General features: G+C 58.3%; 12 protein-coding genes and 1 tRNA gene. 7 read left to right on the top strand and 6 right to left on the bottom strand.

Annotated features, from left to right (window positions below):
• Positions 1–48 precede the first annotated feature (48 nt).
• The 3 genes from A9K68_RS19120 to A9K68_RS19110 all read right to left on the bottom strand — a co-directional run bounded on the left by A9K68_RS19120 (position 49) and on the right by A9K68_RS19110 (position 4025).
• Positions 49–1215, bottom strand: coding sequence for a D-alanyl-D-alanine carboxypeptidase family protein (locus tag A9K68_RS19120; RefSeq protein ID WP_065008762.1), 1167 nt, complete (start codon positions 1213–1215; stop codon positions 49–51).
• Between the two features lie 112 nt (positions 1216–1327).
• Positions 1328–2557: a septal ring lytic transglycosylase RlpA family protein gene (locus A9K68_RS19115; protein WP_065008763.1), complete on the bottom strand. Its 1230-nt coding sequence runs from the start codon at positions 2555–2557 to the stop codon at positions 1328–1330.
• A gap of 751 nt (positions 2558–3308) precedes the next feature.
• Positions 3309–4025: a pentapeptide repeat-containing protein gene (locus A9K68_RS19110; protein ID WP_065008764.1), complete on the bottom strand. Its 717-nt coding sequence runs from the start codon at positions 4023–4025 to the stop codon at positions 3309–3311.
• A 1297-nt stretch (positions 4026–5322) separates the two neighbouring features.
• Between A9K68_RS19110 and A9K68_RS19100 the strand changes: the two genes are divergently transcribed.
• From A9K68_RS19100 to A9K68_RS19070, 7 genes are all read left to right on the top strand, one after another.
• Positions 5323–5412 (top strand) — tRNA-Ser (locus tag A9K68_RS19100).
• A gap of 460 nt (positions 5413–5872) precedes the next feature.
• Complete coding sequence (locus A9K68_RS19095; protein WP_065008765.1) at positions 5873–6070, top strand: AlpA family transcriptional regulator; 198 nt, start codon at positions 5873–5875, stop codon at positions 6068–6070.
• A 12-nt stretch (positions 6071–6082) separates the two neighbouring features.
• Entirely contained in the window at positions 6083–6355 is a 273-nt protein-coding gene (locus tag A9K68_RS19090) for a hypothetical protein (protein ID WP_156768355.1), read from the top strand.
• Positions 6356–6359: 4 nt separating this feature from the next.
• A complete protein-coding gene (locus A9K68_RS19085) occupies positions 6360–6611 on the top strand; it encodes a hypothetical protein (RefSeq protein ID WP_065008767.1) in 252 nt (83 codons plus the stop codon).
• Positions 6612–6709: 98 nt separating this feature from the next.
• Positions 6710–6955: a hypothetical protein gene (locus A9K68_RS19080; RefSeq protein WP_156768356.1), complete on the top strand. Its 246-nt coding sequence runs from the start codon at positions 6710–6712 to the stop codon at positions 6953–6955.
• Positions 6955–8247, top strand: a complete 1293-nt coding sequence (locus A9K68_RS19075; RefSeq protein ID WP_065008769.1) for a virulence-associated E family protein — start codon at positions 6955–6957, stop codon at positions 8245–8247. Before A9K68_RS19080 ends, A9K68_RS19075 begins: the two co-directional genes overlap by 1 nt.
• Positions 8248–8449: 202 nt before the next feature.
• Positions 8450–8917: a hypothetical protein gene (locus A9K68_RS19070; protein ID WP_246811189.1), complete on the top strand. Its 468-nt coding sequence runs from the start codon at positions 8450–8452 to the stop codon at positions 8915–8917.
• A 289-nt stretch (positions 8918–9206) separates the two neighbouring features.
• Here the strand turns inward: A9K68_RS19070 and A9K68_RS19065 are convergent, their stop codons facing one another.
• From A9K68_RS19065 to A9K68_RS19055, 3 genes are all read right to left on the bottom strand, one after another.
• Positions 9207–9827 (bottom strand): hypothetical protein, encoded by a 621-nt coding sequence (locus tag A9K68_RS19065; protein WP_065008770.1) that lies wholly within the window; start codon positions 9825–9827, stop codon positions 9207–9209.
• Positions 9824–10450 (bottom strand): hypothetical protein, encoded by a 627-nt coding sequence (locus tag A9K68_RS19060; protein WP_156768357.1) that lies wholly within the window; start codon positions 10448–10450, stop codon positions 9824–9826. Before A9K68_RS19060 ends, A9K68_RS19065 begins: the two co-directional genes overlap by 4 nt.
• Before the next feature lie 328 nt (positions 10451–10778).
• Positions 10779–11552, bottom strand: a complete 774-nt coding sequence (locus tag A9K68_RS19055; protein ID WP_156768358.1) for a hypothetical protein — start codon at positions 11550–11552, stop codon at positions 10779–10781.
• Positions 11553–11645: the final 93 nt, after the last annotated feature.

The following is an 11645-nucleotide window of genomic DNA, read 5'->3' as shown; positions in this document are numbered from 1 at the left end:
TCACGCATGTCGTTGCCCCAGAACCGCTGCGCACTTTTGGGACGTACATTAACGCAACCAGCCGACGGCCAGTTCCTTGGCGGCATCGAGCGCGCGTTGCGGCAGCGAGCCCACGCCAACCGATTCGCCCGCGAAAAGCGGCGTCTCCTGGCTCAGCGTATCACCGATCCAGACCCGCAGCGCACCCACTGGTTGCCCCTCCTCCACCGGGGCTGCAACCGGCCCGTCATAGACGATCTTGGCGGTCAGCTTGTCGCGGTTGGCGATGGGCAGGAAGATGACCACGGGCGCTTTTGCCTTCAGCGCCACGCCGGATTTCGCACCGCCGAAAACCTGGGCCTCGCCGACCACCTCGTCCTTGGCGAAAATCTCGGTCTTCTGGAAGGAACGAAGGCCCCAGTCGAGCAGCTTTCGCGCTTCCTCGGCGCGCTCGCGGTCGCTTGCCAGGCCGCTCATCGCCGCAATGACCCGCCTGCCACTGTGGCTGACCGAGCCGACGACGCCGAAGCCTGATGCCTCGCTCCTGCCGATCGCCAGGCCGTCGGCGCCGATATCCATCGCCAGCAGCGGGTTGCGGTTCCTCTGGGTGATCTTGTTCCAGGTGAAATCCTTCTGGCCGTAATAGCGATAGAGGTCCGGGTACGAGCGCCAGATATGCAGGGCCAGAAGCGCAAGCTCCCGAATCGTTGTTTGCTGACCGTCGGCCGGCAGACCGGTTGAATTGACGAATGTCGATTTCTCGAGGCCAATCTGCCTTGCGCGCTCGGTCATCTCAGTCGCGAAATTCGCCTCCGATCCCGCAAAACCTTCGGCGATGATGATGCAGCCGTCATTGGCTGCCTGGACCGTCACGCCCTGGATCAGGTCTTCCAGCCGGATCGTTGACTTCAGTTTGGCAAACATTGTCGACGTCCCGGATGGCGCCCCGCCCGTACGCCATGCGTTTTCACTCACCACGAATGTGTCGTCGAGCGTCACGCGGCCCGATTTGATGGCGTTGAACACCACCTCCATCGTCATCAGCTTGGCCAGCGACGCCGGCTGAATCGGCCTGTCGGCATCCTTTGAAAATAGCACCGTTCCGGTTTCGGCATCGATCATGAAGGCCTGCGCGGCCTTGGTCTCGAAAAGCTGCGCCGCGGCCGGAGCCAGCGAAAGCAGCAGGAGGCCAAAACCCAGAAGCCCGGCGAGAGGCGCGGCGAAGCGAGATTTCATGAGAAGTTCGACCTGTCAGCCGGTATTTCTGGGCAAGCTCTAGCCTATCAGCCTTTGTCCCGGCCGATCAACCGCGCGATGGACAACAGGGCAAAACTTCAGGTTTTGCCGGTCAGTTCCGAACCACGAGCGCGTCCGGTGCGCCATGCGACCATGCCGCCTGCAGCATCTCGTCCAGGCTGCCATGGCCGTCCGGATAGAGGTTGACCGAATACCAGTCCTTGCCCTCGAATTCGGAGCGCTCGATTTCGGTCTTGCAGAAGCTGGAAAGCCGGGCTGCCACACGTTGTGCCTCGGCGGCCTCCTCGAACGAGCCAGCCGCGATGTAGGACGTGGCCGAAGCGGCCGGAGGAGTTTGCCGCTTCCACGATCGAAGGATTTCGGCAGGCGACATTCCGGCGCCATCCAGCGCGGCAAAGACATTGGAGGCGCGCTGCACGCGTTCGTCCGCGTAAGACAGCGACGCTACGCTGAACGGCGATTGCGCCGGCAGATTGATCTGCGGGCGTTCCGGCACGATCGGCCCGAAATCGGGCAGCGTCACATTGCCGGAGGCCGGCGCCTGCGCCGCAATGACAGGCTGTGCCGATGCGGAATTCGTCAACTGGCCGGGAAATGGAGCGGCGGCGACCAACGCCGTACTCGGCGATGGTCCATCCATGGCGATCATGACACCGGAGGGCAAGCCGTCCGACGGATCCGGCACCCTGTTGCCTGGATTATAGGAGGCCATCAGGTACCGATCGTCATTGCCGTCAAGCGGCGCCCGCCCGACATATTCGACCTTCACCTTGGCCGTGCCGATATTGGCATAGTCGAGCATTTCGGCGGCGCGCTTCGACACATCGATGATCCGCCCGTCATGGTAAGGACCGCGATCGTTGACGCGCACGATGATCGAGCTGCCGGTCTTCAGATTGGTGACGCGCGCGTAGCTCGGCAGCGGCATTGTCGGATGCGCGCCGGTCAGATGTGTCATGTCGTAGACTTCGCCGTTAGCGGTCAGCCTGCCGTGGAAGGCTTCGCCATACCAGGAGGCGAGACCCATCTTGGCGTAGCGCTTGTCTTCCTTCGGATAATACCACTTACCGCGCACCTGATAGGGCTTGCCGAGCTGGTCGCGTCCGCCGCCACGCTGCAGGCCCGACATCTTGAAGGTGACGCGCGGGCTGGCCTTCACGCCGTATTCGGATTCGGAAAAGTATTCCTTCGAGCGGGGTTTCTTGTTGACCATCGCCTTCGGCTGTGGCGGCGCGGCGCAAGCCGCCAGCAAGGCAGCCGACAGGGCAAACAAGGCGAACGCGGAAGCGCGACGAAGACGCGGGCGCGCCGTGCTTTGCATTTTTTGGTTGTCCCCTCTCAACAAAGGCACCGCAACTTGATCGTCGGCGGGGCCAAACCCACTCGACAAACGCTAGCGCCACCTTGATTCGCAGTCCCTTGTGCACAGGAATTGTTTATCACCGTATTAACCGATTGTGGTCGGAACCGGGCGAGATTGTGGCACAAATCTTCCCGGTGATCGCTGTGAAAATCACCGCTTTTCGACCTTCGGCGCTGCGCTGTTCGGCTTGCTTTCAGCCCTGCCGTCAGGCGCCCATGCCCTGCCCTTGGCCGGAACGGGCAACGCTAGGCGCACTAGAGCAATGAAGCGCGAACGATCTCCAGGCGGCGCAGCAGTGCCAACAGGTATGAGTTGAGATCAGGACGAGCATCCAAGTGGTTGAAAAATCACGATGGAGGGATGGCCGAGCGGTTTAAGGCACCGGTCTTGAAATTCGGTTGACGGCATCCCGCTCTATCCTGCCACGTCTTGCCAAGGCCTTCACTGTCAACGGTTTGCGGGTGCGGTAGCGCATTTCATGCCACGTCTTCCCATCCAATACCGTAGCGCTGCGTTGCAAAAAACGTAGCAGCATGTTCTATCAACGTTCGCTGTGGGGCTTGAGACATGTCACTCGACTATCACTACCAAACCGTCGGGTTTGTGCTGGATCATTGATCGCCAAAGGGCTGCGTAGGGAAGACTTTTCCGCTGAGAACTCTATTGGAGCTGATGCTCTATCGCGAAGGCGACGAAGAAGGAAGTTCAACTATTCCTGCTGGAATTGACAGGGCCAATCTGCAGGCCTCGTCAAGCCAGAAGGCAACTCGGTCCGGGCGTCTCCGCAAGCCATGTTGATCTGCCATTGGGACAGACCCGCCGAATTGGAAAGGTCGACGCCCTCGATACGGGTCAGAAAGAAAAAGGCGCGGTCAAAGTCTATCGGCGCGGTGAACGTCGCTCCTCGGAAGTCCGCCCGTGCGAGATTGGCAAACGAGAAGCGGCTGCCGCTGATATCGGCGTCATGGAACTGCGCACGCCCCAATTCTGCCTTTGTGAAATCAACATTGGTCAGATTGGCGTCCTGGAAATTCGAGCGCTGCATTTCCGCGCTCGCAAACACAGCGCCCTGCGCGTCCATACGGCTGAAGTCGGTCCTGTAGGCCTCGATTCTGTCGAACCGGGCGCCTTTGGCGGTCGAGTCGGCCAGGGAAGCACGCACAAGCGTTGCCTTTTCAAGATTTGCCGCAAGGAGATTGCTGTTCCTGAGGTCGGTCGAAGTGAAATCAACACCGAACAGGTTCGCCCCGCTCAGGTCCTGTCCTTCTAGGATGAGAAGCTTCTTGTCACACTCGTGCCAATTGACGCCAGGCGTCGGGGCTGCGTGGCAATTTTGAGCAGCAGTGGCGTTCTGCCAAGCAAACACAGCGCAAACCGCTAGAACCAAGCCGGATGGGCCGTAAGCTCTGGTTCGCCTCAAAGTCATTGTTGCTGGACCTCTGCTACTCGCCGACACTCAACCTTACCACATCTGCTGACACTCGAGCCACCGTGACCACCGCCGTCACAGTTAGCGCATTTCTCATATTCAAGCTCTTGACCCGAAGCAGTCGATGCCGCTGCACGGTGACATCGTCGCCAGAGGGTGGTGGGCGGTCGCCCCTTCTGACCAGCACGAACGAGCATCTTGCGCCAGAAGCGGTCCATTCAGATGCGTAAATGGAATGGCAGCTACTCGGTCAGAACCAGATCTCTGCGATCACCCGCTTTGCGCCTCAATCTGCACTAGGCGCGCTAGAACGATCGATTGTCATCGCATTCGCGCGTGCCTGAACGGCGCGATACTGGATTACGGGCTTTTCGCTCCCGATCGCGAAGCCTGGAGCCGCAGCGTCATCACCCTGGTGCGCAACGTCAGCTAAACCGGCGTCGTAATGCACAATGGCGTCGAGGATCGTCTTGGTAGATATTCTGAGCGCGGGAATGTTGGGCCAGGCGGTGACATGGGAAAGGCTGTCGCGCAATCCGGCGCTGGCGACGACACCGCCGAAGGTCGAGCGGAAGAAAATGCTTGCCTACGACGAGGACCAGACGGCCACATTGCTCGAAACGCTCCGACCGACGCACTTGTTCATCCCGGTCTTGCTGGCGGTGACGTGCGGCCTGCGCCGTGGCGAGATCCTGGCGTTGCGCTGGCGCCATCTGGACCTCGGGGACAACCGCCGGCAGATGTCTATCGAAGAAAGCGCCGAGCAGACGGATGACGGAGTGCGGTACAAAGAACCGAAGTCTGGCAGAGCGCGAACAGTAGCACTTTCGGCCAGCACCGTTGCAGAGCTGAAAGCCCATCGAACCCGGCCAGCCGAGGAACAGCTCCGTTTGGGGCTTAGGCCGAACGGTGACAGCTTCGTCGTTGCCCAGGTCGACGGCTCACCGTTGCAGCCAAGTCGCTTACGCATGAGTGGGTGCGCGTCTTGGGAAAGACCGCCCTGCCCCGTATCCGCTTTCATGACCTCGGCACACCCACGCCACACAGATGCTATCGGCCCGGCGTTCATCCAAAGGTCGCCAGCGAACGCCTTAGGCACTCGACCATCGGGATTACATTGGATCTTTATTCCCATGTCATGCCCGGCATGCAGGCGGACGCGCAGAGCAAGTTGACGCGGCGCTGCAGGTAGCTATAAGCGCAAGTCGAAAGACCATATAGTTGCAAAGTGCGTAGCAAACGGCCTTTTTAGCAGACCGCAACGGGCCGGAAAGCTCTTTGAAGTCCAGTACTTGGAGGGATGGCCGAGCGGTTTAAGGCACCGGTCTTGAAAACCGGCGTGGGTGCAAGCCCACCGTGGGTTCGAATCCCACTCCCTCCGCCATATTGTACAAAATAAGCAATAAAAACAAAGACTTATAGAGCAAACTAATTTCTGCCAACGTTTCTACCCACAACCGTTGACGGGCCCAACGACGCCCGCGCGGGCCGGCGGAAAGTATGGCTTATGCACGTGGGGCAAAGCCCAGCCCAGGACTCCCCCCTCTTCATCTCCCGTCATGAGTCCCAGTTCAGCTTTTGCGCCTGACCGTCTAGGCCGTCAGCAAATCGCAGGGCCCACGCAAGATATCGGCAGTTAATTCGCTTAGTTTACAGCTTTAAAGTATGGCTTTTTGAAATTTCGATCACATTTTCGTGATGATACACGATACCATAGGTATCCTCAGAGATCATGGAACCGAATGTGCACGAACGCGTCATTGCAACCATTAACACCCGGCGGTAAATTGTAAATTGCGGGCCGATCATGGACGCAAATACTGTAAACACGGAGAGATATACATATGAAAACCTTCCTCAGACGCCCAGAAGTTCAACGTCTAACCGGCCTCAGCACGTCAAGCATGTACGAGGTGATGAAGGCAGGGATGTTCCCGAAACCCATCCGCATCGGCCCAAAGGCCGTGGCATGGGACGCCGAGGAGATCACGGCCTGGCAAGAACGCTGCCTCGCCCAGCGCGACTCTTCGGCAGCAGCGTAAGGAGGAATGAACATGGCCGACGACACATCCTTTACCGCCCTGATGCGCGATCCCGACTTCGCCAAGAAGACGCATCCGAGCGAAATGCCGCTCGCCAACGAGCCTTGGCGAACCGAGCTGCAGGAAAGCCATAAGCGCGATCTGGAACTCCAGCGAGAAACACAGGCAAAGCAACAACGGATCAAAGCCGCCTTCCCCGACGCTCCCCGCAGCATCATAGCCCTCGCAGGCGAGTTTGCCGACGTGAGAGATTTTCTTGTCAGCCTGATCCCCGAGGAGGAATGACGCCGTGGGCACGAAGAAAACCGAGCGCCAAGTCCAGCGCATCCTCTGGGGCCTTCGGCTTGGAGACGACTGGCTCGCCCAACTCGCGGCACTGCCTGAGGACGAACGCCTAAGGCTAGCGCTGGCGAGGATGGAGGCGTGTGGCATGTCGCCAAGTCACGAACTACAGGAAATCCTTAGCGACTTGGTCGAATTGGCCGAGCGCGAGATGGAACGCCGTGGGATGGGTGACCTCGTCGCCCTGCGGCTGCTGTGATGATGAGAACGCTGCGAGACCTCCCCGCGTTCGCAGCGTTCGCTTTTTCCGTGGTCGTGATCGTGTGGATCGTGCTGGCAACGTGAGGGAGTTCGGAAATGGGAACGGTGATTTCATTTGAACAGGTGCGAGCGAAGCGGCGAAGCCGGCAGATGGCGAAGGTGGCGGGGCGGCCGTTAAGCCGCAGGGAGGAAGAGTTTGCCGAGGTGTTCGAGCGGCTAATGGAGGCGGTGGACCTGATTGATGCGGTCGCTCTGCCCTGCAAGGCAAGCCGCGCCGCCCGAAAGGCAGTGTTGGACGCCTGCCAGAAGCTCATCGAGCGCGAACAGAGGTTGTTTTACTGATGGATGATTTGGTGAAGAAGGGCGACGGTCCACTGCCGTTCCTAAGTCTGGTCACGGAAAACTTGGCGAAAAAGCAGGCCGGCAATGGTGGCGCTGTTGTCGTCACAGCGTCTGAACTTAGCAAGGTCCGAAATCCCAGCGGAATCGTGCCGTCGCTGGAGAATGCGAAGCGGGCGATCCAGCAGCTCGGCATTGTGTTTCGGTTCGACCTGTTCCGGCAGCGGATTACCATCGAGGGCTACGGTGGACACCTCGGCGTGACGATGGAGGACATCGTTCTGAAGGTGCGGGACGTCATAACGGAAAGGTTACAATTTGATCCGGAACCGAGCCACACTCGGGATGCAATCCGCATCATGGCGCTAGAGAATGCGTTCGACCCCGTCCGCGAATATCTCGATGGATTGAAGTGGGATGGCCAGCCGAGGCTCGACTCGTGGATTACCCGATACCTGGGGGCGGAGCCGGATGAACTGACCAGCGCCATTGGCCAGGCGGTGCTGATCGCCGCTGTGCGGCGAGTGCGGAAACCGGGCTGCAAGTTCGATTTCGTGATGGTGCTGGAGGGGCCGCAAGGCCAAGGGAAATCGACGGCGCTGAAGGTGCTGGCGGGGGGCGAGGACTTCTTCTCCGACGAGATCGCGATCGGCGTGAGCTACAAGGAGCAGCAGGAACTGCTGCAGGGAAAGTGGATTGTGGAACTGCCCGAGTTGGTCGGGCTACGCAGAGCTGACATTAGGGGCGTCAAGCAGTTCATTTCGAAGACCTACGACCGAGCGCGGGGGGCGTTCCAACGGGACCGGGAGGATGCGCCTCGCCGCTGCATCTTTATCGGGACGACAAACGACGCGCAGTATCTGCAAGACCCGACCGGGAACCGAAGGTTCTGGCCGGTCGCCACCGGCAAGATTGACTTGGCGGGACTGGCCGGGGTGCGGGACCAGCTTTGGGCCGAGGCTGCGGCGGCCGAGGTGGATGCAGCTGACCCGATCACCATTCCCGAAAGCCTTTGGTCGCTCGCGGCGGAAAGGCAGGCCGAGCGCGTGGCGGGTGATCCGTGGGAGGAATTGCTGGTGGGGCGCTTGGACGCGGCGGCTCAGCTTGCGGGGGGCGAGTTGCGGATATCCACGCAAGCTGTCTTTGAGCAGGTACTTAAGATCGACTTGGCCGAGGCGCGAAATAGTGCGACGCAGCGCTTGGCCGATTGCATGAGGCGGCTGGGGTGGGAGGGGCCTAAGTTGATCCGGTTCGATGCCGGGCCGGCTAGGGGCTATTGGAAGTCATTGGGATGAGCGGAATGTATGGCGTAACGGTGTAACGGGTGTAACGGGGTGCGTGCTAGGGCTTTCCCCGATCTGATATATCACGGTACGACCGAATTAATTGGGCATGTTACAGATGTTACTAGTGTTACAATGATGAAAATCCATCGATATTCGGTAACACCGGATTTACATTAGTAACACACTATGGTGTTCCTCCAAGGAGCAAGCAATGACCGACCCTGAAATCAGCCCGGCGCTGCGGAAGCTGCTGCTTATCATGACATCGCCGGAGGTGCCGACCGCGCGCTCCATCGACGCCGCCAAGGCGATCATTGAGTACGAGGCCCCGCCCGAGGTGTTCGACCTCACTTACCAGTTCCTTATGGGCGTGGCGGAAGACCCTCGGCAAGATATTGGGCTGAAGCTGGAGGCGCTGAAGCTGATCCGCAAGGTTGAGGCGCGGCGGGTGGTGCCGGGGACCGCGAAGGCGGTGGACTCGCACGCCCAGGCGGAGCTTTCGTTGCGGCTTGCGAAGGCGCAGCGGCGGGTGGAGATGTTTCGGAAGGGAGAGTGGCCTGCCGAGAAGGATTGGGCCGTAGGACTTGCGCCGACCAGCGGCACGGTGATTGAGCTGGATGGGATTGGGAAGCGGTTGAAAAAGGCAAGGGCGATAAACAGTCCTAGCATCATCGACTAAGGCGTGGCCGAAGTGGGCGGAAGTCCCGCCTCTCCCATCTGATCTCGACCAGCCGCCGAAAACGGATGATCTCCAGTTCCTGCCCGACAGGATGAAATGACTCCGCTCTCATCGATTCCTTCCCGCCGCATTTTTCGCAGCGGGCCTTTGTTGGCGAAGGAGATGGGAAAGAGGAAGCGCGATCTGACCGAGACAATCCTGGACGACCGGCTGATTGCCGATACCTAGCTGCCGGTGCCGCATGCTTTGGATGAGGAATGTGCGCCGGACGGAAATGCCGTGAGCAATGTCACTGGCAGCGTTTTAAGGCAGTTCCATTCTTGTCCTTGTAGGTTTTGAGCCGACCATCAGCAGACACTTGTATGGTAGCGCCTTCTTGCTTGCATGCTAAGCAAACGTTCGTCTCGCATAGGCGCAGGATCAGCGCTCGCGACGAAGCTGCCGTCGTGCTGGAAACCCAGAAATCGGAAACGTCGGATGAGTTAGTCACTGCCGGAGAGTTCGGATCGTCCTTCATGGACGAGACTAATGAGCCAAGTTTTCCCTCAAACGATACCAAGTTTTGCACAGTGGAATAGACAGTCCATCCGGCGAAGACTAGGGACATCAGCAAGAAAAAAACTAGCCACATAAGTAGGCGCGCATTCCCTGTTCGAACTTGCGCGAGGGCAAGTTGCAGTTTTTGCTCCGGAGATAGATTGCTCGTGTCAACATGGAAAAACTTGTTGAGGGCATCCACCATTTCACGTCGTTGCTCGGGCGGCGCTCCCTTCAGCACCCGCTCTCGATGCCCAAGGTAGAAATAAAAGCCGGTTAAGGCTGCAGCTACCAGAAACGTAATCAGCGTGATGGACGATTGTACCTTCGGTACCGCGTCCCAAATCAGAGAGAGCATATCGAACATTTTCATTTAGATATGCAGCCTGCCGGCGAAGCCGACGACCAAAACGTTTTCATGAAAACCTGCCAAGCCTGATTCACGACTGCAACACAGCCATGTTGAACAAACAGTGCATGACCACCAATGTCGTCAATTCGGCTGGGCGAATTGGCATCAGAATCTAAAAACGTCGCGGCAAGTTCTTTGGCGTTGGTTTGGAGCCCATCCAGAATGGATTTTAGAGCCGAGGAATCTGCCTCAGCGACCGAAGGCGAAAGCGCCAGAAAGATTGTGCCTGACAGCGCTGCCGGATCGTCTGCCGCGGGTCCAGTCAATTCTTTGGGGTCCTGGAGGAACCGCATACCCTCGGTAATGGGATCGCTGGAGCCATCACCCCGTTTTAGATATTGAAGATTTTGAAGCAGGCCCTGCTTTTCGATCTCTTGCAGCGCAAGGTCCTTCGCCTTGCCAATCTCGAAAGTAATCGAGCACTTACTCATTAGGTCCGCGACTGAGCACGTCCCCTCTGCAGTAGCAGATGCCTTCTGATTTTTGGTGCAATCACAAGTGTTCTGCTGAGCAGAGGCTGATGAGCTTAATGCGATGGCGACAATCAGCGGCGCAAAGCAGCGGGAACATTCACTCATCGTCATGCCAGAACCCCACCCTGATCCACTATTGCTACTCTGCCATCAGGTGCTTAGCGAGTCGAAAATTGCGACGCTAGTACTTCTTCCGAAAGTCCTGAAGTGAACCGTGAGCGTAAGCCCCCTCTCCGCAGTAGGCTTCACTCTTCCAATCAGCCTCAGGCTTAAGCATTTGACCCGACATACCGCTCTTTCTATTCTATGCCGGCAGTGATTTCATGCAAAAGCCAGTCGGCATGTCGCCTTGTTGAGCTGCTCTCGGCGCCGATAAGGCAGACAACACAACCGGACTTTTCTTTCGCCGTGCCGGGGCGATCACTACCCCTAGCCGAACTCAACCGCCACATTGTGTGACTAAGTATTCTGACGCAGTCACCGCGTCTGAAAAGTCACTGTTCTTTAGCGTTGCAGCAATCTTTTGCGACGCATTTCCTGTGTTCTCTTCAATCACGATAAAAAGCTGATGAATAGCCTGCATCTCTCCTACCTTCTTGAAGTGGACCGGCCGCTCGGGGAATAGGGACCTGATCCTCCGGAGGTCCTCGGCGGCCTTAATCAAGGCCCTCACGGCGTCGACAAAATCAACGTACGGCTCTGAATAGGAGCTCGATAAGGGGATCTTTGTTCGCTCGCCTCCCTCGCCAACAAAGATTTCATACCCTTTGATGTCGTTCACGCGCCGCACAACCGCTTGCATTTGTATTTCAATGAGCTTGTCGATTTCGCTGGCTTGGATAATCGCAGTTTGCGTCCCGATAAATCGCGCCTGGCTCCGAGCCTCTTCGGCCTGCTGTTTGGCGACCTCCCGGTTTAGTCGAAATTCCTCTCTCGTCAGGCGCAATTCCTCGCGCTGCAGTGCCAACTCCTGAGACTGAACCATCGTCGCTATGAATAGCCATAGAAACGCAAGTGGCGCGCAAACGCCCGCCAGGAAATCGCCAAATGTGTTCAGGGAGAGGTTGCTCTTGGTGATGTTAAAGAAGCCTTCGGTCCGGCTGTCAATCAGCACAAATGCAATGAAGGCGACATAGATTGCCGTCGCTATTCCCCCGAACAACACCCAGCCGGACATTTTTTGCGGGCGAGCCGGCGCTTCGTCGGGGTCCATGCTTCCTCCACCCTCATTCCCCATGCCACAGCTTACGCCGCATCCCTCAGAATGCGAAACACCTTCCAATCCCCAGCTTCTCAGCGATTGCAT

This window comes from Mesorhizobium sp. AA22 (assembly GCF_001672375.2).
GTDB classification, from domain to species: domain Bacteria; phylum Pseudomonadota; class Alphaproteobacteria; order Rhizobiales; family Rhizobiaceae; genus Mesorhizobium; species Mesorhizobium wenxiniae.
The sequence above is the reverse complement of the archived record's forward strand: the minus strand, read 5'-3'. Positions and strand labels throughout refer to the sequence as shown.

What these genes read in the sequence shown, in the direction of transcription:
- A9K68_RS19120 (WP_065008762.1), bottom strand. Translation starts at nt 1,215, where the DNA reads ATGAAATCTCGCTTCGCCGCGCCTCTCGCCGGGCTTCTGGGTTTTGGC.
- A9K68_RS19115 (WP_065008763.1), bottom strand. Translation starts at nt 2,557, where the DNA reads ATGCAAAGCACGGCGCGCCCGCGTCTTCGTCGCGCTTCCGCGTTCGCC.
- A9K68_RS19110 (WP_065008764.1), bottom strand. Translation starts at nt 4,025, where the DNA reads ATGACTTTGAGGCGAACCAGAGCTTACGGCCCATCCGGCTTGGTTCTA.
- A9K68_RS19095 (WP_065008765.1), top strand. Translation starts at nt 5,873, where the DNA reads ATGAAAACCTTCCTCAGACGCCCAGAAGTTCAACGTCTAACCGGCCTC.
- A9K68_RS19090 (WP_156768355.1), top strand. Translation starts at nt 6,083, where the DNA reads ATGGCCGACGACACATCCTTTACCGCCCTGATGCGCGATCCCGACTTC.
- A9K68_RS19080 (WP_156768356.1), top strand. Translation starts at nt 6,710, where the DNA reads ATGGGAACGGTGATTTCATTTGAACAGGTGCGAGCGAAGCGGCGAAGC.
- A9K68_RS19075 (WP_065008769.1), top strand. Translation starts at nt 6,955, where the DNA reads ATGGATGATTTGGTGAAGAAGGGCGACGGTCCACTGCCGTTCCTAAGT.
- A9K68_RS19070 (WP_246811189.1), top strand. Translation starts at nt 8,450, where the DNA reads ATGACCGACCCTGAAATCAGCCCGGCGCTGCGGAAGCTGCTGCTTATC.
- A9K68_RS19065 (WP_065008770.1), bottom strand. Translation starts at nt 9,827, where the DNA reads ATGAAAATGTTCGATATGCTCTCTCTGATTTGGGACGCGGTACCGAAG.
- A9K68_RS19060 (WP_156768357.1), bottom strand. Translation starts at nt 10,450, where the DNA reads ATGACGATGAGTGAATGTTCCCGCTGCTTTGCGCCGCTGATTGTCGCC.
- A9K68_RS19055 (WP_156768358.1), bottom strand. Translation starts at nt 11,552, where the DNA reads ATGGACCCCGACGAAGCGCCGGCTCGCCCGCAAAAAATGTCCGGCTGG.